Origin of the sequence: Lysinibacillus sp. FSL L8-0312, assembly GCF_038003285.1 — a bacterium.
In the GTDB taxonomy this organism is placed as follows: domain Bacteria; phylum Bacillota; class Bacilli; order Bacillales_A; family Planococcaceae; genus Lysinibacillus; species Lysinibacillus fusiformis_D.
Genome location: NZ_JBBOOV010000001.1, coordinates 3,889,249 through 3,915,732 on the forward strand (window position 1 = coordinate 3,889,249; position 26,484 = coordinate 3,915,732).

20 protein-coding genes and 1 pseudogene are annotated in these 26,484 nt (G+C 36.2%); 11 read left to right on the plus strand and 10 right to left on the minus strand.

Annotation, left to right across the window (positions count from 1 at the left end):
- Positions 1-114 precede the first annotated feature (114 nt).
- The 3 genes from MHI22_RS19495 (at position 115) to MHI22_RS19505 (ending at position 4,462) form a co-directional block, all read left to right on the plus strand.
- Positions 115-1,182, plus strand: a complete 1,068-nt coding sequence (locus MHI22_RS19495; protein WP_036124284.1) for a CAP and S-layer homology domain-containing protein — start codon at positions 115-117, stop codon at positions 1,180-1,182.
- Positions 1,183-1,403: 221 nt separating this feature from the next.
- A complete protein-coding gene (locus MHI22_RS19500) occupies positions 1,404-2,315 on the plus strand; it encodes a C40 family peptidase (protein ID WP_036124282.1) in 912 nt (303 codons plus the stop codon).
- A gap of 233 nt (positions 2,316-2,548) precedes the next feature.
- Complete coding sequence (locus tag MHI22_RS19505; RefSeq protein WP_089932944.1) at positions 2,549-4,462, plus strand: N-acetylmuramoyl-L-alanine amidase; 1,914 nt, start codon at positions 2,549-2,551, stop codon at positions 4,460-4,462.
- Between the two features lie 136 nt (positions 4,463-4,598).
- Here the strand turns inward: MHI22_RS19505 and MHI22_RS19510 are convergent, their stop codons facing one another.
- Positions 4,599-6,572, minus strand: coding sequence for an S-layer homology domain-containing protein (locus MHI22_RS19510; protein WP_340812557.1), 1,974 nt, complete (start codon positions 6,570-6,572; stop codon positions 4,599-4,601).
- Between the two features lie 263 nt (positions 6,573-6,835).
- On the minus strand, positions 6,836-8,380 hold the full coding sequence (gene pruA, locus MHI22_RS19515; RefSeq protein ID WP_340812558.1) for an L-glutamate gamma-semialdehyde dehydrogenase: 1,545 nt from the start codon (positions 8,378-8,380) through the stop codon (positions 6,836-6,838).
- Between the two features lie 180 nt (positions 8,381-8,560).
- Here pruA and MHI22_RS19520 point away from each other — a divergent pair, with 180 nt between their 5' ends.
- Positions 8,561-9,898, plus strand: a complete 1,338-nt coding sequence (locus MHI22_RS19520) for a helix-turn-helix domain-containing protein (RefSeq protein ID WP_036121141.1) — start codon at positions 8,561-8,563, stop codon at positions 9,896-9,898.
- Here the strand turns inward: MHI22_RS19520 and MHI22_RS19525 are convergent.
- Both MHI22_RS19525 and MHI22_RS19530 read right to left on the minus strand, forming a co-directional pair.
- Positions 9,870-10,148: a hypothetical protein gene (locus tag MHI22_RS19525; RefSeq protein ID WP_340812559.1), complete on the minus strand. Its 279-nt coding sequence runs from the start codon at positions 10,146-10,148 to the stop codon at positions 9,870-9,872. The genes MHI22_RS19520 and MHI22_RS19525 overlap by 29 nt on opposite strands.
- Positions 10,120-11,094: a proline dehydrogenase family protein gene (locus MHI22_RS19530; protein WP_058843863.1), complete on the minus strand. Its 975-nt coding sequence runs from the start codon at positions 11,092-11,094 to the stop codon at positions 10,120-10,122. The genes MHI22_RS19525 and MHI22_RS19530 overlap by 29 nt, the downstream gene beginning before the upstream one ends.
- A gap of 543 nt (positions 11,095-11,637) precedes the next feature.
- Between MHI22_RS19530 and MHI22_RS19535 the strand changes: the two genes are divergently transcribed.
- Positions 11,638-12,237 carry a TetR/AcrR family transcriptional regulator gene (locus tag MHI22_RS19535; RefSeq protein WP_340812560.1) on the plus strand — a complete coding sequence of 200 codons (600 nt, stop codon included), beginning with the start codon at positions 11,638-11,640 and terminating at the stop codon, positions 12,235-12,237.
- A 45-nt stretch (positions 12,238-12,282) separates the two neighbouring features.
- Here MHI22_RS19535 and MHI22_RS19540 read toward each other — a convergent pair whose 3' ends face one another.
- Positions 12,283-13,650: a S41 family peptidase gene (locus MHI22_RS19540; protein WP_340812561.1), complete on the minus strand. Its 1,368-nt coding sequence runs from the start codon at positions 13,648-13,650 to the stop codon at positions 12,283-12,285.
- Between the two features lie 189 nt (positions 13,651-13,839).
- The gene (gene brnQ / locus MHI22_RS19545) at positions 13,840-15,171 is read right to left on the minus strand and encodes a branched-chain amino acid transport system II carrier protein (protein ID WP_340812562.1); all 1,332 of its coding nucleotides are present in this window, start codon (positions 15,169-15,171) and stop codon (positions 13,840-13,842) included.
- A 250-nt stretch (positions 15,172-15,421) separates the two neighbouring features.
- Here brnQ and MHI22_RS19550 point away from each other — a divergent pair, with 250 nt between their 5' ends.
- Positions 15,422-16,315 carry a C40 family peptidase gene (locus MHI22_RS19550; protein WP_036121127.1) on the plus strand — a complete coding sequence of 298 codons (894 nt, stop codon included), beginning with the start codon at positions 15,422-15,424 and terminating at the stop codon, positions 16,313-16,315.
- 88 nt (positions 16,316-16,403) lie between these two features.
- On the opposite strand, the gene MHI22_RS19555 is transcribed toward MHI22_RS19550, so the two are convergent.
- Both MHI22_RS19555 and secA2 read right to left on the minus strand, forming a co-directional pair.
- The gene (locus MHI22_RS19555) at positions 16,404-17,300 is read right to left on the minus strand and encodes an accessory Sec system S-layer assembly protein (RefSeq protein WP_036121124.1); all 897 of its coding nucleotides are present in this window, start codon (positions 17,298-17,300) and stop codon (positions 16,404-16,406) included.
- Positions 17,300-19,663: an accessory Sec system translocase SecA2 gene (gene secA2 / locus MHI22_RS19560; RefSeq protein ID WP_036121120.1), complete on the minus strand. Its 2,364-nt coding sequence runs from the start codon at positions 19,661-19,663 to the stop codon at positions 17,300-17,302. Before secA2 ends, MHI22_RS19555 begins: the two co-directional genes overlap by 1 nt.
- Before the next feature lie 225 nt (positions 19,664-19,888).
- Between secA2 and MHI22_RS19565 the strand changes: the two genes are divergently transcribed.
- Both MHI22_RS19565 and MHI22_RS19570 read left to right on the plus strand, forming a co-directional pair.
- Entirely contained in the window at positions 19,889-20,956 is a 1,068-nt protein-coding gene (locus tag MHI22_RS19565) for a glycosyltransferase family 4 protein (protein WP_036121117.1), read from the plus strand.
- Between the two features lie 315 nt (positions 20,957-21,271).
- Positions 21,272-21,559: pseudogene (locus MHI22_RS19570) on the plus strand (transposase); the annotation flags it as partial.
- Positions 21,560-21,743: 184 nt separating this feature from the next.
- Here MHI22_RS19570 and MHI22_RS19575 read toward each other — a convergent pair.
- Both MHI22_RS19575 and MHI22_RS19580 read right to left on the minus strand, forming a co-directional pair.
- Positions 21,744-22,799: an LCP family protein gene (locus MHI22_RS19575; protein WP_058843858.1), complete on the minus strand. Its 1,056-nt coding sequence runs from the start codon at positions 22,797-22,799 to the stop codon at positions 21,744-21,746.
- A gap of 148 nt (positions 22,800-22,947) precedes the next feature.
- Complete coding sequence (locus tag MHI22_RS19580) at positions 22,948-23,583, minus strand: YigZ family protein (RefSeq protein ID WP_330493576.1); 636 nt, start codon at positions 23,581-23,583, stop codon at positions 22,948-22,950.
- Between the two features lie 165 nt (positions 23,584-23,748).
- Between MHI22_RS19580 and MHI22_RS19585 the strand changes: the two genes are divergently transcribed.
- The 3 genes from MHI22_RS19585 (at position 23,749) to MHI22_RS19595 (ending at position 26,452) form a co-directional block, all read left to right on the plus strand.
- On the plus strand, positions 23,749-24,897 hold the full coding sequence (locus MHI22_RS19585; RefSeq protein ID WP_036121108.1) for a sensor histidine kinase: 1,149 nt from the start codon (positions 23,749-23,751) through the stop codon (positions 24,895-24,897).
- 34 nt (positions 24,898-24,931) lie between these two features.
- Positions 24,932-25,606, plus strand: coding sequence for a response regulator transcription factor (locus MHI22_RS19590; protein WP_036121104.1), 675 nt, complete (start codon positions 24,932-24,934; stop codon positions 25,604-25,606).
- Between the two features lie 294 nt (positions 25,607-25,900).
- On the plus strand, positions 25,901-26,452 hold the full coding sequence (locus MHI22_RS19595; protein WP_036121101.1) for a DUF3225 domain-containing protein: 552 nt from the start codon (positions 25,901-25,903) through the stop codon (positions 26,450-26,452).
- The last annotated feature ends 32 nt before the right edge of the window (positions 26,453-26,484 follow it).

Here is a 26,484-nt window from a genome sequence, read left to right on the forward strand (position 1 = left end):
AATTTCCAAAAAAGTGAAACTATATCAGATGAAATTCGTATCTTATAATGTGCTTACTTATTTTTATTACATTATGGATACATATTCATTTGACAGAGTGAGGAGGTAGCCCTGTTGAAAAAAATACTTTGTATAGTGGTCCTTTCAATAGCTGCAACCATAGGAAGTTTAACTAATTCAAGTCAGGTAGAAGCTGCATCTGCAAAAGCTGTAGATGTGACTAGTTCATATTGGGCAAATGCTTCCATTCAACATATGCTCACTAAACAATATATGACTACATATAACGATCATACATTTAAGCCTGAGCAAGCTATTACGAGGGCTGAGGCTGCCGCTACCATTGCTCGTTCTCTCCAGGTAAATGTAGACATTGCGAATTCCGCAAAATTTAAGGATGTTCCTGCAACACATCCATATTACAAGGAAATTTGTCAGCTCGTTCAGCTAGGTGTTATTCAAAAAGGTGATGAATTTCATCCAGAAGAGCCTTTGAAGCGAATGCAGGTAGCGAAAATGCTAACACTTGCCTATCAGTTTAAAGTAGATAGCAAAAACAACAGCCAGTTTGCAGATATTGCTAGCACACATTGGGCAAAGGACTATATCGAATCCTTAGCAGATATAGGCATTGTTAGTGGAGTGGATACAAAACATTTTGCACCGGACCAATTGGTGACGCGTGCACAGTTTGCTGTTTTTGTTGAGCGCAGCATAAATTTTCAGCAAAAGATAAAGAAGCTGGAAGTAGCCTATGATTATTTAGCGAAGCAATATATCCCAACAAAAAACCTTTCTACAGAATGGTCTAAAAAGGTCATTGAATTAATCAATGTGGAAAGAAAAAAGAATAAGCTAGAAACGGTTGTCTATGATCCAGAGCTGACACAAATCGCGATTATCAAAGCACAGGACATGGTGAATCGCCATTATTTTGAACATGTTTCTCCATTTTATGGTGCACCTTGGGATTTAGCGACATTATTTGATTACGATTACACAAGCTTTGGCGAGAATATTGCCAGAAATATAAAAACACCTGAAATTGCTGTAAAGGCGTGGATGGCTTCCACTAGTCATCGAGAGAATATTTTAAAAGAACATTATACAAATACAGGTGTTGCGATAGCACAGGACATCAAAGGAAATTACTATTGGGTTCAAATGTTCTCTAGTCAATAAGTTGTTGTGTAACAAAGAGTCTCTAATATTACAGGAATGTTACGAAAGATCCAAAATACGATAAAAAAATTTCCTTTTGAACGCTGGAAATACCACCAAACGTTGGTATTACAGCGTTTTTTTGCTGTCTAAAACCGTTACACAATTGAAAAATAACAATCGCTTTTTTTGTGATAGTCTATGTATAGGCAAAAAAGTTTTGAGAGGGGTATAACAAAAGTATGAATAAGAAATGGTTATTACCGATTTTTGCATCTTTTATGTTATTTTCAACAGCTCATATAAACACTGCTGAGGCAGCGACTAAAGCAGATGTAACTGATACAGCTTCTAAATACGTAGGTATTCCATATAAATACGGCGGTACAACAACAAGTGGTTTTGATTGCTCTGGCTTTACTTCTAAAGTATTTTCAGATTTAGGCATTCAATTAAATCGCACATCTGGCTCACAGTATCAACAAGGTACTGCAGTAGCGAAAAGTGATTTGCAAGTTGGCGATTTACTATTTTTCAATACAAGTGGTAGTGGTATTTCACATGTGGCTATATACATAGGTGACGGTAAAATGATCCACTCTCAAACTGGTCAAGGCGTAAGTTATTCAAGTGTGAATGATCCATACTATTGGAGCTCTCGTTATGTAGGTGCTAAACGCGTTGCGACATTTGATACACAACAGCAAGCAGAAGTTAAACAAGCAGCAATTGACTTTTCAGTATATGCTTCTCGCGCAGAGGTAGCTGTCCAAATTGCGAAAGCTTTGAACTTAGATACATCTGATACAAATGCTGGTTTTGTAGACGTAAAACCATCCAATGCCCATGCAGGTGCAATCGCAGCTGTGGCAAAACTAGGCATCTTTGAAGGCGATGCGAATGGTAAATTCAACCCGTCTTCACCAATTACACGCGCACAAATTGCTAAGGTATTAGTGGTAGCATTTGGCCTTGAAAACAATGGTGGAAGTGTAGCATTTAGCGATGTACCTCAAAATAGCTGGGCTAATGGATATATTTCGACTTTAGCATCAAATGGTATTACAAATGGCGATGGAGAAGGTAGCTTCGGTTCAGATGAGTTACTTAAAATCGACCAACTAAAAGTATTTATCAAACGAATTCAACAATAAGTTCATAAAGTTAACACTTTAATTGTGTTATAGATTGCAAGAATTGATCTTTTGAATAGCGTATAATGGAAGAAGGGTTTGCAATCGCAGACTCTTCTATTTTTATGATAATTTTGTAGGAAAGGGTGTGACTTGGAAAATTAAATTTTAACAGTTCTATTGTCTGATGCATTATTTAGCTAATTTTGTTAAAATGGACACGTTAAGAGAACAAGAAGGGAGGAAATAAGACATTGAACATCAAAAAAATTAGTCTTATCTTGTGCGTCTTATTGATTTCGGCTTCTATGTTTACGATACATAGTGCAAGTGTCAGTGCAGCTACCAATTCAAATATAACATTTGAAGATGTCACTAAAACACACCCAGCCTATGAAGAAATCAATTATTTAGTAAGTTTAGGTGTTATTCAAGGATACTTTGTCAATGGTAAAAGAGTATTTGGCCCAAATAACAATGTAACAAGAGGACAAGCTGCTAAGATGGTTGTAGTTGCTTCAGGTAACAAACCATTAGTTGTTAATAAATCAAGCTTTTCAGATGTTACAGTAGGCACTGAAATGTCAGGTTACATAGAACGTGCTGTCCAATTAGGATTTTTCGACAAAAATATAAAAGGTGAATTCCTACCAAATAAGCCTCTAACTCGTGGAGAAATGAGTTATGTATTAACAAAGGCATTCAATTTAGATACTAGTGAGTATGAGGGAATTGACTCACCATTTACGGACGTAGCGATTACACATGAATATGTGAAATACATTAATACCATCTATTATAATGGTATTACGAACGGAACGGGTGATAAGTATTTACCAAATAGTACTGTAACACGTTCACAATTTTCTTTATTCGTTGCACGTGCAAAAAGTGAAAAATATCGCTTAGAATTACCTGTAAAAGGTGTACAAGTGCCAGATACATCACAAGTGATTGGCTTAGTAAAAGTTACTACAGAGGGGTTAAACATCCGTAAATCAAAGGATTCCTCTTCTAGTACTAACATCGTAGGTAAAGTCAATACAGGCGGTAAATTATCAGTATATGCAGTTGAAGGCAATTGGTTAAAGGTAACTTATAAAGGTGCATTTGCCTATGTTTTTAAGCAATACACTGAATTTTTAGATGCAGATGGCAATGAGCTAGGAGCAGTCGAAAAAGAAGTTACGACAAATGGTGCTGTAAACTTATATGTGAAGCCAACATCTTCCGCAAAAGTAATTTCATCAGTTAAAGCCAACGAAAAACTACCAGTTTACAAAACAATCGGTGGCTATTATTTAACACAAGTAAATGGTTTGCCAGGTTATATTGTAGCAAACAGTACTACGGATGCTACTGGAGAAGTAAAACCTAATCCGGATCCAACACCACCACCAGCTTCTGGAGATGTATTAGGTAAGGTAACGGTTGCTAACCTAAATGTGCGTAGTCAAGGTAACTCAACTTCGCCAGTGCTATTTAAGCTGAACAAGGGAGAGTATGTCCAAGTTAATAGCATTAATGGTTATTGGGCAGAAATCACCTATAATGGTCAAACAGGATATGTTCATAAATCCTATTTAAAACTATTAAATCAAACAGCTAAGCCTTTACAAAATCGTATTATCATCCTAGACCCAGGTCACGGTGGTAAAGATCCAGGTACTGTAAAAGGTTCTGTTTCTGAAAAAAGCATTACATTAAAAGTCAGCACACAAGTTAAGCAATTACTAGAGAATGCTGGTGCAAAAGTTTATATGACACGTACTGGTGATACGTATCCATCATTACAAGATCGTGTAGATTTTACACAAGCAAACTATGGTGAGATTTTCGTTAGTGTCCATGTTAACTCTGCTGCCAATGCGTCAGCACAGGGTACTGAAACATATTATGCAATATCTACAGGAGATATGTATCAAGAGGACATCGATTTAGCTACATTTGTGAATAACCAAATTGTTAACAATTTAAATATGAAAAACCGTGGTGTGAAGCAAGAGCAATACTACGTCATTCGTAACATGGTCATTCCATCTATTTTAGTGGAGCTAGGATTCTTAACGAATACAGAGGATCACAATAAAATGACGAATGATCAATACGTTAAATTATTTGCAGAATCTATTTACAATGGTATTTTGCAATATTACAAGAAACAATAATAGTTGAAGAACGATTCCAAAGGGGTGCTATCTTTTGGGATCGTTTTTCTTACTTTATACATACCCGCATTCGAAAAATACAAACAAATCTATAAAAAAATGGCTGCCTCGTTCCTTAGGAGGCAGCCATTTACTATTATTTCACGGTATTGATGAATTTAATATAATCCTTACTAATATAGGCAGGTTCAGTGGGTAATTTATCTGAAACAACTTGATACCAACCATTTGCTCCTGTATCTGTGACAATGACGGGCATATTACTTTTGCTAAATGTGAACAATGGACTTTGACTTGTTGATGCGTCTGCACGAACATTTAGACCAGCTGTTGTAGTTAGGGCAATTTTATAAGGGTTATTTGCATCTTTAAAGCCTAAAGCCTTTTCTGCTCGATAGTAGTGTCCAGCAATTTTAGCGCCCCAGAATGGATCTGAAGCGTATTTTACATTGAAACCGATAGCCTTAGAACCGACCACTGCACCATTCGTATAACGTCCTCCTGGTGTAATATAATTTGGCTGTAAGAACCTTTCAACAAGCTCATTAATGTTTGCACCAACACTATCAAACTTTTTGTTTAATGGGTTTGTGTCATAGACATATAAACCAAATAGATTGTTCAAGTTTTGCGCGTGATCACTCATACCATAAGCGCTCTCATGCTGTGCTAGAGATAAAATAAGCATAGCATTAATATGGGCATTTGCTTCTACTTCCTTTAACACAGAGCCTAAGCCAATTAATTTACTTTTTGTTGTTGCATCCTTATAAATGGTAGCACCTGAGCTTTCAACTTCCGCTAATTTTTGCAAAATATATTGATCTAGCTCTTCTGCTGTATATTGAGTTGTCGCACGAGCGGGTAGGAATTGATAGTAATTATAGCCTTCTCCTTTTGAAGAACCATTGGCATTTGTAAAATTAATGCCATCCCAGCTAAAGTATTTTTCGCCTTGCTTCATAAAGCTAGGAGCCTTACCGTACACGTAACTAGAGGAATACTTATTCGTTTTATAATCATATAGGGTATGCTTGATTTCACCATTTTCATTTGAATAGAAAGAACGTCCCTTCACTAATGCAGAAGGAATTAAGCTAACGTCAGCCTGTTTTAAATAGCCTACATGACCAGCTAAGCGTACTTTTACTTGTGTGGCATCACTGCCTAGATACTCCATTTCTGTATTACCAGCAACAGCGATTTGATCCTTAATTATTTCAGAGTTCAGTGCAACGTAATTATTCGTTACAACATAACCCGAAGTCATTTTTATAATTTTATTATTTTGAGTAATCACTAACGAATTACTTGTCATCGCTTTTTCAGCTGCTTCAAAGGTAGGAAGGCTTTGCTTGTCTACTAGATTGCCATTTGAAATTTCTTTGATGATATATGCTGTAGTATTACCGTTATTCCCAGTATTTTCGTTGTTACCAGCGTTTCCATTATTATTGCTATTATTCTCTGAGTTTCCGTTGTTTTCGTTATTCTCAGTACCCATTTGATCGGCAAGAAGAATTAAACGTAGAATGAATGTTGAAGCTTCACCGATAGTGGCATTGTCTCTAGGTAAAAACATGCCATTAGAGCTTCCTTTAATCAGTCCTAATTGTGCACCAATGGCAATATCCTGACGGAAATCTTTAAAAATAGTGGCATTGTCTTTAAACGTAATAGAAGAAGTACCTTTTGGTATTTTTAAATAATCCACCGCTCTAATTAGCATAACTGCCATATGCTCTCTTGAAATGCGTGCGTCAGGCTTAAAAGAGCCATCTGTATACCCTGTGATAATTCCAGCAGTAGCGGCAAGCTTAATTTCATTTGCATATAAATAGGTGTCTGAGACATCTGTAAACGTCATGTCGCTTTTTGTACCTAAATCTAAAGCTTTTGCTATGTATGTGGCAAATTCACCGCGTGTAACCGTGTCATTTGGACGATAGCTGCCGTTTGCATCTTTAATCAATGCATCTTTAGAGATTAAATAACGCAAGCCACTTTCGTGCATATGGCCTGATAGCTCATCAGCATTGGCCGATTGTGGTTGCCAAATGACTACACTAATAAGCATCATAAGCAACATAAAAATTGATCGTTTTTTCATAGTTTTACCCTCCTAAACTGATATCATTTTAACAAAGTTATACAATCAAGTTAAGGGTCAAATGTTAGAAATATCATAAAATATGCCAACGAATTCTAGGAAATAAGTAGGCTTTTCGTTTTTGTAGAAAGATTTTGTATGGAATAAGGGAGGGGGAGTGAATCAAAATTCATATGAGTTTCTTCTATTATATAGTGGTTTTCTGTTTAGCCCAAAAAATAATGCCGCCCATTGTTTGGAATGGACGGCATTTTTGAAAAATATTAAAGCATTTCTGAAGTTGTTTTTGCTTGCATATGCAGTTGTAGGTAGTCTGGTCCACCTGCTTTTGAGTCTGTACCTGACATGTTGAAGCCACCAAATGGTTGGTAGCCAACGATGGCACCTGTACAGCCACGATTGAAGTAAAGGTTTCCTACATGGAATTCTTCACGTGCTTTTTCTAAGTTCACACGGTTTTTCGTGATGACTGCACCTGTTAAACCGTATTCTGTATCGTTCGCAATTTCAATAGCGTGATCGAAATCTTTTGCTTTTGCGATTGCTACCACTGGCCCGAAGATTTCTTCTTTCATAATACGTGCAGAAGGTTCTACGTCTGCGAACACAGTTGGCTGTACGAAGTAACCAACTGAATCATCTGCTGTACCACCAGCCACTAGACGACCTTCGCCTTTACCGATTTCGATGTATTCCGTAATTTTGTTGAATGCCGCTTGGTCAATAACTGTTGCCATGAAGTTGCTGAAATCTGTTGGATCTCCAACTGTTAAAGCATTTGTTAATTCTTCTACACGATTAACAACTTGCTCATATACATCTTCTACAATGACTGCACGAGAACATGCTGAACATTTTTGACCTGAGAAGCCAAATGCTGATTTGACGATTGATTGTGCAGCTAATTCTAAGTCTGCTTCTTTATCAACCACGATTGTATCTTTTCCGCCCATTTCAGCGATGACACGTTTAATCCAAATTTGACCATCATTTAATACAGAAGCACGTTGGTTGATACGTAAACCAACATCACGTGAACCTGTGAAGCTGATGAAGCGTGTTTTTGGATGATCAACTAAGTAGTCGCCTACTTCAGCACCAGAACCTGGTACGAAGTTCACGGCACCTGCTGGAAGACCTGCTTCTTCTAATACTTCGATAAATTTATACGCCACTACTGGTGTTGTAGAAGCTGGTTTTAATAAGACTGTGTTCCCTGTTACTAAAGCGGCCACTGTTGTACCAGCCATGATCGCAAATGGGAAGTTCCAAGGAGAAATAACGATACCGATTCCTAATGGAATATAGTCATAACGGTTGTATTCGCCTGGACGGCTTTCTACTGGTTGACCGCCTTTAATGCGTAGCATTTGGCGACCATAGTATTCCAAGAAGTCGATTGCTTCCGCTGTATCTGCATCTGCCTCTGCCCAAGGTTTCCCTGCTTCTTTTGTTAATAATGCAGAGAATTCATGTTTACGACGACGAATAATAGCTGCTGCTTTGAATAAAACGTCAGCACGAATCGCAGGGTCAACTTTTTTCCATGTTTTAAATGTTTCATCCGCTGCTTGCATCGCTTTTTCAGCTAACTCTTTGCTTGCTTTTGACACACGGCCAATCACTTCTGTTTTCTTTGCAGGATTGTACGAAACAATTTTATCTTCTGTTGTAATGCGCTCGCCACCAATAATAAGTGGGTAGTCTTGACCTAAGTAACCTTCAACTTTATTTAAAGCCTCCACATAAGCATTGTAGTTTACCTCTTGTGAAAAATCTGTGAATGGTTCGTGTTTGTATGGAATCATGTCAGTTTCCTCCCCATGAATAAGTGATGCCAAATGATTATGCACCTTTTAAGATTGTGATAATTATATAATGCAATATAATTTGGCATTTATCAACTCAAATCTTAAAATTTTTTCAATTTTTGCATCTGTTTTTCGTATTGGTGTTAGAATAAGCTTAATGGAATACAGGAGGACAAGATGGATAATAATGTACTACAAAGTATTTATAAATATGTCATTGAAAAAGGTGATATGGGAATTTGCGTCGTAGATACGGATGGCAAGTTGCTCATATATAATAAAAAAATGAGGGAATTAGAGGGTGTTAACGAAGATGAGTTTGAGGAAAGGCGAGCCTTAGAGATTATTGATTTTGAGATTGAAAAAAGTGATATTTATAAGGTCCTCAGCTCTGAAACACCCATTTACAATATCAAAAAAACGTATTGGAATAAAAAAAATCAAGAAGTGACCTATATAAGCAATATTTATCCGTTGCACTATGAAGGTGCTTTAGTGGGGGCTGTGGAATTTGCGCGAGATATTACACAGCTTGAATATATGATGTATCAGCCATTAAGAAGATATGGCGCACCATTGACATTTGATATTATCACCGCTGTATCACCAGTCATGAAGGATGTTATTGAAAAAGCAAAGATTGTAGCGCTAAGTAGAATGCCTGTTGTCTTAATAGGGGAATCAGGTACAGGCATTGATATGGTGGCTGAGGGAATTCATCATGATCTAAAGGTTCAAAATGATATGTTTATTGCTTTAATTTGCCGTCGAGACGAAAAAACGGTTTTAAAGCAATTTGAAAAATATATTATTGAAAAGGAAAAAATCACTTTTTTTGCAGAGCGTATCGAATATTTATCGCTTGAAGCACAGGAAAAGATTGTTGAGCTTTTTAATAATCACCCAAATCATCAGCATGTTCTAATCGCTAGTGTTGGCAAAGACCCAATTGATTTAATTCAAAAGCAAGAGCTATCTAAAAAGCTGTATCGACTTTTTTCTGGCATCACAATATATGTACCACCTTTACGAGAAAGAAAAGAGGATATCATGCCCTTTATCGATGACTATTTCAAACGGCATCGTGATAGCTTTGGCTCATCAATTCAAGGGCTTTCAGAAGAAGTGCGTGAAACCTTTTTAAAATATGATTGGCCAGGTAATCTAAAGGAATTGGAAGTTCTATTGGATGAAATTACGTCGTTGATTACCAATGAAATGATTGTGGAGTCACATATGTTGCCTGTCCATTTCAAATGGAAAATCCAAAGCTCATGTGAGGAAACGGAAAAAGAAGTATCTACGAGTGACTTGTTTGTAATTAAAAATCAGCAGGATATCCGACCGTTAGACGTCTACATGAAAGAGGTAGAGGAGTACTATATTTCGAAGGCGTTAGATTTTCATCAGGGGAATATTTCTAAAACGGCTGCGGCATTGGGGATTCGTCGTCAAAGCTTACAATATCGCGTTAAAAACTATAAGCTCAATAAAAAAAGCGAAAACATTGATTAACGATGTTTTCGCTTTTATTGTTGATTTGATGGATAGACTCACTAAATTGATGGATAGAGCTATCTAACTGATGGATAGAATCACTAAATTGATGGATAGAACTATCTAACTGACGGATAGAATCACTAAATTGATGGATAGAACTATCTAACTGACGGATAGAATCACTAAATTGATGGATAGAACTATCTAACTGATGGATAACATCTAGCTTGTAATGATTATTTTCCTTTTTTTGAAAGGCGACCAAGAGCAAATGCCGCAGCTCCTAAGCCGATTGCCATATTTGTTTTTTTATTAAACACTTGTTTTGTCACAAGTGCCACATTTTGTGGGCGTTCTGCTAAACGGCGCATAAAGTAACCGTACCAATCGTTACCAAATGGTAGGTATGTGCAGAAGTTATAGCCTTCACGTGCAAGATCTAGCTGCATTTCTTTACGGAAACCATATAGCATTTGGAATTCGAATTTTTCATTTGGAATATTATGTTGCTTCACAAATTGTTTTACATGGTTAATAACATTATGGTCATGTGTAGCAATCGAAGTAAATTTACCATGTAATAAATGATACTCGATTAGTTTTAAATAGTTGCGATCAATATCACCTTTTGATTGATATGCTACATTTTCTGGCTCTTTGTAGGCACCTTTAACGATTCGTAATCGGAAGTTTTTGTATTTCTCAATATTTTCTTCTGACTCGAAGAAGTAAGCTTGAATAACTGTACCTACGTTATCAAACTCTTTGTGTAGCTCCTCTAATAGTTCAAAAGAGCTGTGTAAGCGTTCGTAGTTTTCCATATCGAAATTTACGAAAATGTTATATTGATGTGCCAGAGCCACGATTTCTTTTAAGTTTTCGTAGCAAAATGCATAATCAATATCTAAACCTAATTGAGAAGGCTTAAGGGAGATGTGAGCATCAAGCTTTTCATCATGAATAGCTTGAACAACAGCTAAAATATTATTTTTTGCAGCTGTTGCTTCTGATTTTTCGTAGACGAATTCGCCTAGATTATCGACTGTACATGAAATATTAGCATTGTTTAATTCTCTAATCGATTGCACAACTTCAGGTAAGCTTGTTCCAGCAACTACACTTTGAGCACCCATTTTTAGACCATATTTTTGTGCAGCGCTATTTAATAATTTGTTTTCTGATAAGTAAATGAAAAAATCACGTAATACCATCATATGCCTCCAAAATTGAAAATTTTAAATTCTTGGCGATTATAACACTTTTTTTGAAAAGTAAAATGGCTAGATTTTTAGAAAAAAATTTTTTCAAGAAGCAATAAGGGGAGAAAACTATTGTATTGATTGACTTTTGAAAGTGAAAAAAACAAATAAAAAATTTTTTTCAATAAAAGGAACTTTTCAAAATAATAGTTTTGAATTATGTTGAAAGGTATGTGTATTACATAAAGCATGTAATTGTTGAGGGAATTTTCTGATATTTAACCGAGGCGCTCAATTGATTTTTGAATCCTGTTAGTATTTTAATATAACATTAAAAGTAATTATCTTTAGAAGAAATTCTAAGATAATTACTTTTTTATTTCCATTATAAATATCATATTAATAGTAGTTCATAGTAAAAAAAAAGTGGGTGTATTATAATAGAATGGTGTATAATCATGGATAAAATATGTACAATTTGTGAAGATATAGTTACTTTTGATTTGTAATACTGAAGGCAATATGACTACTTTAAACTAAGATAAGGTGGAAAGTATGGCAAGAGGCAGAAAATTTAATTCAAATGGAGAGCGAAGCAAACAAATATTACTTGAAAAAGCGATAGAGCTATTTTCTGATAAAGGTTATTATCAGACAAAAATTAGTGACATTGTAAAGGCTGCCAATGTAACACAGCCTACTTTTTATCTGTATTTTAAAAGCAAGGATGCCCTTTATAATGATTTAAATATACAATTCCAAAGTGGATTTTTGGGAGCGCTGGAAAGTCAATCAACTGAAATTGTTGAAAACGGCTTAAAAGGATTTGTCACGCTGTTAGAGCAAAAGTTATTAAACTTGTTCGTTTATATTACGGAAAATCCCAAATTGGCAAAAATCGGTTTTATCGAATCAGAGCAATCCCATATAGTGAAAACACAACTGACACAGCAAATTATCCACCTAATTTATCTTCATGATTGCGACAAAGATTTCCAGATGTATAGTGTGGATATGAAAATAATGATAGACAGCTTAGTAGGATCAATGGAGCGACTCATCATAATTTATTTATTAGAGCAAAAAAGATTACCTGCTGATCTAGCAAATGATATTATACAATTATATTTTTGGAAAACAAAAGAAACGATATAAAAAATCCTCTCAACGATAAAATGTCTATCGATGAGAGGAATTTTTTTACTGATTTATTTTTATATGCTGATAGTAGCCTTTTTGACCCTTGCTATTTGCATGAATAAGAAGCATATATTCTTGATCTGCTACTAAAGGTTTTGCTGGGGTAACGACAAGTGTTTGCCCTTCAACTTTAGCAGTTATAGATACTTCATTTGCCCCTAAAGCAACTAGTTGAACGTGATCTTTAGCAATTTGTGAAGAAAGAACTGCAGGGATTTTCACACTTACTTTTTCTTTTGTTGCATTACTCTTTGCAGTAGATAACTTTCTATATTTTGGATACTGTTCCTTTAGAGCATCAAAATGTGCTTGGAAAATAGGAGCTGATGTTGTTTGTATATTTGGCTTAACCCCTACTTCGTGAATAATCTGACTAGCAGGTCCTGTAAATTTACCGACTGTTAGCTTTAAATAACTTCCATCATGTAAGGTATAAAAGCCTTGCATAGCACCTTTTCCATAGGTTGTTTCACCATATAATATAGCCGCCTTTTGGTCTTTTAGTGAGGCGGAAAGCATTTCAGAAGCACTAGCACTATAGCGATTCACGAGAATACGAGTATTTTTTGGAAATTTTGTATTTTGGTGAACTGCTGGTATTGTGTAGGAGGCGTGTGCTTCCTCTAATAAATAGGCGATTTTAGCAGATGGGAATAATCCTGTCATTTCTTCCGCTGTTGTCACGTAACCCCCACCATTATTTTGTAAATCCAATATGAACGATGTTGCACCACGTTGTTTTAAGTCAATAAGCGCTTTTTTGACAAGCTGTGCGCCATCTTCAGAAAAGGAAGCCAACGAAATATAGCCAACATGCCCAAACAGTAATTCAGATTGTACATTTGGTAATGTGAATTTTTTTCGTGTAATAGTTTTAGTCGTTGTTGTTTCATTATTATGCTTGATTGTAACCTTCACTTGGGTCCCTTCATTACCGATTAAGAGGGAAGAGGTTTCTTGTGTAGAGCGACCAATAATAGATTCACCATTAACGGCAATGATGATATCTCCAGCCTTAATATCAGCTTCAAAGGCGCCGCTACCTTCAATTACTTGTAAAATATGAATCCCATCTTCGTGTTCTTCAATTATAACACCAATCCCAATTGTTGATAGGTTAATGCTATTCATATAATCCTCAAATTCTTGCTTTGTAAAATAAGTGGAATATGGATCAAGCATCTCCATGATTTCTGAGATGGACGTGGCTTTCTCTAAGTTTCCATCGATTGTTCCAACATAAGTATTTTTAATGATCTCCTTAATTTCCTTCATAAGCTGTTGATCATTACTTGCAGCATGAGTAGCCGTGAAAGGAATTAGAAAGAAGGCTAGAACAAATACAAACGACCACATTAATTTTTTCATTGGACACCTCTTTTCTAGAACTCGAAAAAGGAATGCACCATGCTCATTAGGTGTTTAATGGATGGATACATTTTACAATTGAGTATCTATTTTTTATTATACATGAGCTGTAGGAATTGTGGGGGGATTAAATAAGATAAAAGAATCTGCTTGTTATGAACAGCAAGCAGATTCCAATAAATTATTTTTTTATTTCGCTGAGGCGTTATTAGTTAGCTTATGAATCATAATGCCAATAAATGCGCCAACTATGGCTGGTAAAAGCCATCCTAAATTTTGCTCATACAGAGGCAATGCTTTTAGCATGTTTTCATACGGCGCGATTTCTACCTTCATTTCTTTTAAGCCACCGTAAAGGCTAACAAGGAAAGTTGGAATGAGCGCTAAAATATAAACAATTTGTCCACCTTTAAAGAAATGGTCCGCTAATGATAATACCATCAATACCATCGCCAGTGGATAAATGATTAACAGTACAGGTAAAGATGCACTAATAATTGTTGAAAGACCAACATTTGTAATAGCTGCACTAATAATAGTGAAGACAATCAAAAATGTCTTGTACGAGATTTTTGGGAAGAGCTTGTGGAAATATTGGGCATTAGCAGTTAATAAACCGACAGCCGTTGATATACAAGCTAGTAAAATAGTAGCAGACAAAATAATACTTCCAAGACTACCAAAAAGCACTTCCGCTGATTTTGCAATAATATCTCCGCCATTGGCAGAGGCACCAATTGCAGTAATACTTGTATTCCCGATATGACCGAGTGAGATATAAACAAAAGATAAACCTATAGCTGCAACCACACCAGCAAAAATCGTCGTATTAACTTGCTTTTTCTTATCTGTCATGCCCATATCACGTAAAGCTTGTAAAATAACGATACCGAAAACAAGTGCACTTAGAACATCCATTGTTAAGTACCCTTGTACAAAGCCTTCAGCAAAAGGAGAGCTAATATATTTTCCTGCTGCTTCCCCTGGTTCTCCCATTGGAGAGATAAAGCTTTTGACAGCGAGCAATAAAATAACTAGAAGCAGGGCAGGTGTTAAGATTTTTCCTACTCGATCGACAAGCTTCGAAGGGTTAATAGAGAGATAAAGAATTAGGGCGAAAAATAAAATAGATGTGATTAAAAGCGGCGCCCAATGCCCCTTCATCGCTTCAGGAAGGAACGGTGCAATCCCTATTTCATAGGACACAGATCCAGTTCGCGGTACAGCGAAGAACGGTCCAATGGCTAAATAAACAATGGATGTAAAGATTACGCCAAAAGCAGGGCTAACACGATTGGCAAGCAGCTGTAAATCGCCTCCTGCTTTGGCGACAGCAACGATAGCTAATAGTGGTAAACCGACACCTGTTATTAAGAAACCGATCATAGCAACTGTGATATTTTCACCTGCTTGTTGACCTAATAACGGTGGAAAAATAATATTCCCAGCACCCAAGAATAAGGCAAATAATAGCAATCCTACTGCTAAATTTCCTTTGATGAAATGCAAGATGTTTTTCATAAGTATAAAAACTCCTTTAAGATTGAAAAGATAAAACTTTCTAAAAATTTTAAATACAGAAGTGTATGTTATCATAGGAACAAGAATCTGGCAATGAATATATTATTGCAATATAGTCGGATTTTGTCGTATTCTATAGGATTACTAAAATGTTTGAAAAATAGTCAGTATTTCCGATTTTTCATGAAGCAGTTATCTAGTATGATAGACACACAAGGAAATATTCTAGCACGAACGGAGGCAATTTGGTATGCAAAAGACAAAAAAATGGAGAATTCTTGTTTTAAGTACTATCGCAACTTCATTTTTAGCACTACAAACAGCAGAAGCAGCAACTTACACCGTACAAAAAGGCGATACTTTATCCAAAATCGCGCAACATCATCAAGTTACGATTGAGGATATTATGAAGTGGAATAATCTATCGAAAGATACGATTTTTGTAGCTCAAAAGCTTGAAATTCAAAAGCAAACAACGAGTGAGGGGACAAAACCTTCAACCCCATCAACATCTGTCAAACCTACTGCTGGCTCTCATACAGTAGCGAAAGGTGACACATTATCAAAAATTGCAAAGCAATATAATGTGTCAATTAAAGATATACAGGAATGGAACAAGCTTGAGAAAGACATAATTTACATTGGACAAGTACTAAAGATTTCTTCAGGAGCCGTGAAACCCGGGGGCGAATCTATACATAATAATGTGACTTCAGATACGGGCACACCATCCAAAGTGACAGATAAAGATCCTACAGCAAATGGACAAGCTATTTATAAAAAAACAGTTGAAGTGGCAAATACATTGGTTGGGACACCCTACCTATACGGTGGTAATACGCCAGTGGGTCTTGACTGCAGTGGATTTATTTTCTATGCCTTTAATCAAGGCGGATTAAAAATAGGAAGAACAAGTAGTGAGGGGTATTTTAATGGCAACACAACACTTGTGGAAAACCCAGTACCAGGAGATCTAGTTTTCTTTGAAAATACATATAAAGAAGGTATTTCTCATATGGGCATTTATATTGGGGATAATAAATTCATCCACGCGGGCACAGATGGCGTAGAAATTTCAGATGTTACTTACACTTACTGGTCTTCTAAACTAGTAGCTTATAAACGTTTTGATAGTGTGAAATAAAAAAGGAGTGATTTTTGCTTACGCAGAAATCACTTTTTATATGACATAAACAAACCCCCTTCTTAACGAAAGAAGGGGGGTTTTGATGTTATTGTGTAACACGCGCTGTCCAACGGGAGAGATCAGCATCATTTGCATCAACAAGCTCTGCTGGGAAAACAAATGTCCAAGGCTTAGTTGAGTTTGGTTGCACAGTTAAGATTGGGTCCATTTTAAATGAACCTTTGGCAATTTGTTTGCCTGTTGCATCAATAATTTCTAATGGCAATTGTTCAAGATTAATTGCTTTATTGTGGCCATTGCGGATAAAGATCGATACATTTAAATTACCATTTTCAGCTAGCTTTGCCTGTAAACCTGTGAAGTTTACCTCTGTTTCGCCTAGCTCTGGTAATGTTTTAACGATTTTTTCAAGCTCCTCTTTTTGAGCTGCTGGTAATTGCTTTTCCCAAGATGGATCAAGCTCTAATTGGTGTCCGCGAAGGGAAACAAGGTTAAAGGCAATTTTCCAGCCTTCTTCAGGAACCTCATCAACTTTGATTGTAGACTTGTCAAATTCGAATACCCATGGACGAGCACTTTCTGCTGGAATTGTGCCAAGTGCTTTAAAATCGAATTTTTTAGATGCTACAAGCTCATCATTTTTATCCATAATGAATAGTTCGATTTCACCTAGCTCAATCGCTTGTGGTAAAGATGAACGGAAAAATGCACGTACTAGCCATTTTCCACCACGACCTTCTTCAATACTAATAGAAGATAGAGATAATTGATTTGGTTTCAATGGTTCTAGCTCATTAGCAAGGAAGTTAAAGATATATTTTTGCTCCTGAGGTACGTCCCATTCTGGATGGAAAGAAAGCTTTGTTTCAACATCACGGTTTTCACCTTTATTTGTAGAAACAGTACCTAGCAAGTCTTTTGAGTCAATTGTGTTTTCTTGAACGATTTTGTCTGATTTTTTAAAGAATGAAAATAAGCCCATTATTGTTCCTCCTGCTGTGCTTCAATTGTTTTCATGAAGCTTGTAATTTCTATAATGATTGAACGACGTAGTTCTTGGAAATTTTTACCGAACAATTCCAGTCCTTCACGTTGGTAAATTCGCATCGGATCTTCTTGTTGATAATGACGTAAGCCTATTCCTTCTTTTAAATGCGCCATGGCTTCCAAATGTCTTACCCAGCCACTATCGATGTAGCTAAGCATAACTTGAGGGATAGCTTGAAGTATTTGCTCATTTTCAGAGAATTTTTCGATTTTATTAAGTAGTTCTAGTTCAGATGGTTCGATATCTGCTAGTATCTGTTTAATTCTTCCGACCTCACGATCGATTGTAACAGGCGTAATGAATAGTGAGTTTAATGTTTGCTCCATACGATCATAATCCCATTCGATAGAAGAAACATCTTCTGGTGCAGCATCACGAACAGCAAAATCAACTGTTTCACGTAGCATTTTTTTCAGCTCGCCCATTAAGTCTTCACCAGCTAAAATTTTGTCACGTAATCCATAAAGAACCGTGCGTTGATCATTAATAACATCATCTAGTTTTAAGTTGTATTCACGCATGCCGTATTGAGAACCTTCCACAATGCGCTGCGTACGATCTATAAGCTCCTGCACCTCTTTGTTTTGAATAATGCCATTTTCATCTGTGACCATTTTTGCAGAGAATTTTTCAACTTCTTCTTTTGCGTAACGACGGAACATATCATCTTCAATAGAGAGAATGAAGCGGCTTTCGCCTATGTCTCCTTGACGACCTGAACGACCACGTAACTGATTATCTACACGTCGACTTTCATGCTTTTCTGTACCCATTACATATAAACCACCAAGATCATGCACTTCTTCCCCTAGCACGATATCTGTACCACGACCAGCCATATTTGTTGCTACAGTAATACGACCTTTTTGACCTGCTTGTGAAATAAGCTCTACTTCTTGCTCTACGGTTTTTGCATTGAGTAATTGGAAAGTTAATTTTTCTTTTTTTAGATAATCAGCAACCGTTTCGGACTGTAAGATTGATGTTGTACCAATGAGAATTGGTTGACCTTTTTCATGACGTTTTTTAGTCTCAGCTGCAACATATTTATATTTTGCCTCTTGGGTGCTAAAAATAATATCAGGCTGATCGACACGTTGACGTGGACGGTTGGTTGGAATTTGCACAACTTCCATACCGTACACTTCTCGAATTTCCTTTTCCTGTGTTTTCGCTGTACCCGTCATCCCAGAAAGTCTCGGATACATACGGAAATAGTTTTGAATTGTAATTTGCGCCATTGATTTATTTTCATCCGTGATGGTAACGCCCTCTTTGGCTTCAATTGCTTGATGTAAGCCATCAGAGAGTGAGCGACCTTCTAAAATACGGCCAGTAAACATATCAACAAGCTCAATTTTGTCGTTTTTAACGATGTAATCTACATCACGTTTAAACATGACGTGTGCACGAACTGCTTGAATCACATAATGGAAAAGTGTTTGATGTTCTAAATCATACAGATTATCAATATTGAAGGCAGCCTCAACCTTTTCAATACCTTTGTCTGTTAAGGAAGTAGCTTTTGTTTCTTCATCAAAATCATAATCTTCCTCGACTTTGAAACGTTTGGCTAGCATGGCAGCAATTTGATGTAATTCGTTATTCGATGCCATTTTACCTGCGATAATGAGAGGTGTTTTGGCCTCATCAATCAGGACACTATCTACTTCATCAATAATGGCAAAGTGATATGGTCGTTGAACCTTATCTGCTAAGCTATGGGCCATATTATCACGTAAGTAATCGAAACCGAATTCAGTTCCAACACCGTATGTAATATCTGCGTTGTAAGCTAATTTTTTTTCATCTTGCTCCATCATCGGTACATTTAAACCAACAGTTAAGCCAAGGAACCGATGGATTTGACCAACTAACTCATAGTCTCGTTTTGCAAGGTAATCATTTACTGTGATAACGTGAACGCCTTTACCTTCTAATGCTCGTACATAAGAGGGAAGGGAAGCAACGAGTGTTTTACCTTCACCTGTAGGCATTTCAGCGATATTGCCTTCAGTCAATACAAGACCACCGATAAGCTGTACATCAAAATGACGCATACCTAATACACGCTTTGAGGCTTCGCGTACAACTGCAAAGGCGTCCGGGATGATTGATGTAATAGGCTCACCTTGTTCTAATTGATTTTTGAAAATAAAAGTCATTTCTCTTAATTCAGCATCTGACTTGTTAACATACGTTTCTTCAAGATTATTAATTTGATCTACTATTTTATAGTAGCGCTTTAATTGACGAGCACTAGTTTGCTCTTTGTTACTTTTGAAAATTGAGAACATGAAATATACGCTCCTTTAAAGTTGTCTACATGCTAGACACTTCATTATTTTATCAAATTTTGCGAATGGTGACTACAATTGACTGTATAGGAATCTATGAATGCTAAAATGTACAAAATATTTGTGAAATCGTGGAAAATGTTTAGAAAAAGTATATTTCAATGCTTGTTCATGCTATAATCAATTTGGATTTCAATGTAGATTATTTATTTGAGGAGGAGAGACATGCTTTACGTGTCTTTAATAGCAGCGTTCGTTGCATCCATTTTGTTAACTCCATTAGTGAAACGTTTAGCGTTTAGAATAGGTGCTGTTGATGCACCAAACTACCGAAAAGTACATGCTCGAATTATGCCAAGACTTGGCGGCTTAGCCATTTTCCTTGCGTTTATAATTGGTGTGACGATTTTATATTCATTTTTAATCCATACTAAACATGGTAGTCCCGAATCTTTGTTAGCAATCATTATAGGTGCTTGTATTATCGTTGCCACTGGTGTTATTGACGATATGCGTGAGATTTCTGCCAAGGCAAAGATGATTGGTCAGCTAGGTGCCGCACTAATTGTTGTTTTTGTAGGTGGAATTCAAATTGAAATGGTTAACTTACCATTCTTAGGTACATTAGACTTTGGTTTACTAAGTATCCCATTAACAATTATTTGGATTGTTGGGGTTACAAATGCTATTAATTTAATTGATGGCTTAGATGGCCTAGCAGCAGGTGTTTCTACAATTGCACTCATTACATTAGCAATCATGGCGTTTATTATGAGCAATATGTTTGTTTTAGCGCTAGCAGCCATTTTAGCTGTAGCTTCACTTGGTTTCTTATTTTATAATTTCCACCCAGCGAAAATTTTTATGGGTGATACAGGGGCATTGTTCCTCGGATTTATGATTTCCGTGTTGGCATTACTTGGTTTTAAAAATGTTGCATTCGTAGCTTTAATCATCCCAATTATTATTCTTGGTGTACCGATTTCTGATACATTCTTTGCGATTGTTCGTCGTGTACGCATGAAGAAGAAATGGTCTGATCCAGATAAATCTCACTTACACCACCGTTTACTGGATATGGGCTTTACACATCGTCAAACTGTATTAATTATTTATGGCATCGCGATGATGTTTGGATTAGCAGCGATCATCTTCTCTATGGCAAAATTATGGGGAGCTATTTTACTTGTAGCTGTTATTTTAACAGCCATTGAAATCTTTGTTGAGGTCATTGGGCTAGCAGGTAAAAACTATAGACCATTATTAAACTTTGTACGGATTTTCAGTAAATAAAACGAAAGCAATCATACATTTTGTATGATTGCTCAGACTGTAGATAAACTCAAAAAAATTGAGATTATCTACAGTCTTTTTTTATTAAAACCGTCGATTGATGCTAAAGGCGGGGGCGAGTTGCTTCCCTCGCTTTGTTATTGCCACTACTTCGCACCAATCAGCTTCTACATAAAATACTTCATCGTGAACGATTAGAGATGTTAACGATTGATTCATTAGTACCTAAGAAGCATTTAGTACGAAAATGAAAGAAATCGCAACGAATATGACGTATCGCCAATATAACCATGCATCACAATGTACAGAAAATAACTCATTCAACACCATATTTTGGAATTATATTTAGAGGAAGCTGAACATTTACGACATTCCTATGACAGCAAACAAATTTATGCAAAGCGCAAAGAGACGATTGAATGTGTCTTTGCGGACGCGAAGCAAAAGCATGGATTGTGATGGAAAACCTTAATAGATCTAAAAACATTGTCCATGCAGGTGAGGCTTACTTTTACTGCCAAAGAAACTACTTGGATGTATAGCTTAAGAGAGCGCTTCTCAATGTCTTTCTTATTGATAAACATAAATAGCAACTTTGAGTGAACCATTACTGACGGACATTACCATTATAATGTATAGGAAATGGAAGGGGAGGAAAGCTAAAATAGGCTTGTTTAACTAGTTCATGACAGGGTAAATGAAAAGAGCAGTTTAATCATTGGGGAAGTAATATAAAAAGCCCCTAGACAAGATGGCTTGTCTAAGGGCTTTGGAAAGTCATTACTGGTTATTCAATGGCTGAATTATCATCGCTTGCAGCACTGTCTGTTCCTGAAGTATTGCCACTTGTTAGGCTTGATGAACTTTCATTCCGTCCAAGATGGTTATTGAAGATTTCCTTCACTTCATCTACAGAATCCTGATTTAACTGATAATAATATATACCAGTAGACATGTCATCTGTACCATCCAATGTTAAAGAGTCGATACGTGGAGCACCTTTTGATAAATAAGATATGAAGGATTTCATTTCAGTGAATGTCATATCTGTTTTCATGTTATCACCAAGGGCTTTAATGACATCATCATACTTTGTGATGGAACCAACAGAAGCAACTTTTTTGATAATAGCTGAAAGAATTTCTTGTTGACGTTTACCACGCTCAATATCACTATCTTGCTTACGTGTTCTTGCAAGGGCAAGAGCCTCGCTACCGTTTAAATGCTGTAAGCCTGGCTGTAAATTGATTGTGAATTTATCAAATTCATCTAATTCGTGTAAAGCATAAGGTACCTCTGCTTCAATACCACCGAGTGCATCGACAACGTCAATGAAGGCATTGAAGTTCATACGCACATAATAGTCGATTGGAATGTCAAATAGTTGTTCTACTGTTTCGATAGTAGTAAGTGTTCCACCCATTGCATGAGCATGAGTAATTTTATCTTTATAACCGACCTTAGGAATATAAACGTAAGAATCACGAGGAATACTTAACATTTTAATTGTATGTGTTTTGTTATTTAACGTAGCTAAAATAAGTGCATCGGAACGTGAGTTTTCAGAACCCTGTCCACGATTATCACTATCATCAACCCCGACAAATAAAATAGATACATTATCATGTACTGGCTCTACTTTTTCTTCTCGCTGAGTAGAAACCTGTCGACCTTCTAATTCCTCGTATGCTGAGTTTGCAGCATGCTCTACCTGTTTTGTAAGGTAAACACCATAAGCCGTTACACAAATCACCAAGCTGGCAACTAATAGTAGTGTAACTTTTATAATTAAGGAAGCTTTAGAAGATCTTTTTTTGTACGGTTTAACAGATCTTTTTTTCATATTAGATATATTCTCCTCTAATTATTGGGAATAATAATGCGATAAAGCTAAATTTTATTCAATTACAATAAAGCAAACGAATGGTCAATAAAAATAGCCTAACAAAAAAATTATACTATGCATATTTAGTTTCGACAATTAAAACTATTTATTTGACAATAAATTCTATAAATTGAGCATCTTCGAATGAAATGGATGCTTGTCCATTCGTGATTTCTGTAATCCAATTTCGGAACTGCTCTTCTTCCTCTTTTAACACAGAAGTAATGATTTCGACACCCTCTAAATACCGTATTTCCTCTAAAGAGTAAGATGAACCTCTTATTTCATTTTCGACTTTCCCTAGCCATGTGTAATCAATGGCTACCTTCATGAAATGATGAAGTTTACGTTCAACTACCTGTGCAGCAATGAGACCCTCTGTTGTCGCTTTCCCGTAAGCACGAATGAGACCACCGCCACCGAGCTTAATACCTCCAAAATAGCGAGTAACTACGACGACCGTATCTTTTAAGCCTTGTTTTTTTAAGACCTCTAACATAGGGACGCCAGCCGTACCACTAGGTTCCCCGTCATCATTCGCTTTTTGAATATGATCATGCTCACCAATAATATAGGCTGAGCAGTTATGTGTTGCATTATGATGCATTTTTTTTATACGATCTATAAAGGAAATTGCATCCTCTTCCGTTTCTGCACGTTCTATATAAGTGAGAAAGCGGGATTTGGAAATAACAATTTCGCTTTCACCATATCCTTTTACTGTTAAATAGTTTTCTCTCATCCGTATCAATCTCCTTTTAATTAGAGTTCTATTCTATAATTTTCGTGTAGAAAAAGCATTAAATTTTAGCATGGTAATGCTATAATGGGTGTAGACTATGGAATATATGAAATTGGTCTATTAAAATAGTGAGTAATCATAAGACATTAGACTGGGGAGTATACTATGTTTTCAAATGATACCTTCGATTTAAAGTCGCTTGATGACATTTTCAATCGAATGTTAGATACAATCATGAGCTCAAAGGATGACATCTTTATTATAAGTGAACAAAGCCGAAGAAGCTTTGAAGATATGCAAAAAGAGCTGGAAATTGTTCGAAAACAAATATCAATTGTAATTGATGAAGGCGATGCTCTGGAAAAAAGTACGCAGCTTGCTAAGCAAAGACTTGTATTAGTAAGTAAAGCTTTTGATAATTATACCGAAGAACAAGTTAGAGAAGCATATGAAACTGCACATGATTTCCAGGTAAAGCTCTCCGTTATTAGAACGCAAGAAAAACAGCTACGCGATAAAAGAGATGATCTAGAGAGAAGATTAAGAGGATTACTCGATACGATTGAACGTGCTGATCATATTGTCAATCAGGTAAATGTCATTTTGAATTACTTAACTTCAGATTTAAAAAATGTTGGTTTAGCGCTTGAACAAGCAAAAATGAAGCAAGATTTTGGGATACGTATTATTGCAGCTCAAGAAGAAGAGCGTAAGCGTTTATCGAGAGAGATTCATGATGGACCTGCTCAAATGCTTGCAAATGTACTAATGCGCACTGATTTAATAGATAGAACGTATCGTGAAAAGGGTATTGAAAATGCATTGGCTGAAATTGCTGATTTAAAGAAAACGGTGCGAAATGCTTTATCTGAGGTGCGACGTATTATTTATGATCTACGACCAATGGCACTTGATGATTTGGGAATTGTTCCGACATTAAAGAAGTATTTATCGACAGTAACTGAATATAACCCAGGTGTTGAAGTTCATTTCCAATCGAGAAGTACAGAAAAACGTATACCTTCAAATTATGAGGTATCCATTTTCCGATTAGTGCAGGAATGCGTAACAAATGCCATGAAGCATGGCAAATGTAAAGACATTTGGGTAAAGCTTGAGTGGTTAAAAGAAGCTGTCAATATCGTTGTGAAAGATGATGGCATTGGCTTTGATCCACAAGTAGTGAAAGACCATTCCTTTGGGATTTTAGGAATGAAAGAACGTATCGAAATTTTAAATGGTACAATCACGATTACTAGTGAAATCAATCGAGGGACAACGGTTTTATTTAAAATACCGTTAGAAGTAGAGTGATGCAATGTTGCAGAAATTTAGGGGGTAAAGACAAATGACAAAGATTATAATTGTAGACGATCACCAGCTATTCCGCGAAGGAGTAAAACGCATTTTAGATTTTGAAGATACGTTTGATGTAGTAGCTGAAGGTGATGATGGTACTGACGTGGTTACGTTATATGCTGAAAACGAACCAGATGTTGTATTAATGGATATTAACATGCCAGGTAAAAATGGAGTAGAAGCAACGTCAGAGTTAATCAATGATTTTCCTGATGCGAAAGTGATTATGCTGTCGATCCATGATGATGAAACATATGTGACACATGCATTAAAATCAGGTGCTCTTGGCTATATGTTAAAAGAGATGGATGCCGATGAAATCGTTGAAGCGATCAAAGTCGTTGCTAATGGTGGATCTTATTTACATCCAAAAGTAACAAAAAACCTAGTAGCTGAGTTCAAACGCCTGTCTGAACACGAAAATAAAGGGAACTTCCACCAAACGGAAATTCGTCGTCCATTCCATTTATTAACTAAACGTGAATGTGAAGTATTACAGCTATTAACAGATGGTCAATCAAACCGTACAATTGGTGAGACATTGTTTATCTCTGAAAAAACGGTTAAAAACCACGTTTCAAGTATTCTACAAAAAATGAATGTTAATGACCGTACACAAGCTGTTGTAACAGCCATTAAAAATGGTTGGGTGGAAGTACGATAAGTGCTAAAACTGTTTTTAAAGGCTGCTTTCTAATGAAGTAGTTTTTAAAACAGTTTTTTATTGTTTTTTGGTAATTATTTATAAAGGTTTACGAAATCATGAAGAGGCTATTCACAATTTTGTAACATTGCTAAAAGGGACTGTTTATACGTATAAACATGAAAACTAATAGAACGTGCAACATTTTACAAGCAAATGCGTCATAAGAAAGATGTAGCATCTAAATGTTGAAAAAGCACAACAAAATTCCTACTACAGCATTTATATGCTACAATATGCGCGGGAGGTTTTTTGATGTTAAAGAAAAGTTTTCTAGCAGTGTTAATCTTATTCGTATTAACTTTAACTGCATGTGGTAATAAAGAAGAGAAGATGAGTGACGAGGATCGAGAAAAAGTAATAGAAGATGGTACAGTAGGCTTTGAGATGATGGGTGGTAACGTGGAAAAAGCTGAAAATGTGCCAGCAGCAGATGAAAAGGCAATTTTAGCATCTTTCGATGAGTATATTGCTGCATTAAATGCTGAAGAAATCGAGCGTTATATGAAGACAATCTCGAAAAATCCAAAGGGTTTTAAATACGATGAAGAAAAAACATATGCAACAGAAGTATTCGATCAATTTGATATTAAGCGTGATGTAGAAAACGTAACGATTGCTAAATATGAACCAGAAGAGGCTCAAGTGTTTGCCAACATGAAAATGCACTCTCTTCAGATTGAGACAAATGTTGAACACGAAAGTGCAGGACGTCAAGTAACAGTCTTTGTGAAGGAAGACGATGATTGGAAGGTTACAAGTGTCTTTTATATTGGTGATGACTCACAGTCTAGTACAGGCAACTAACAGGAGCTATCTTCATTCAATATAAGAATTGA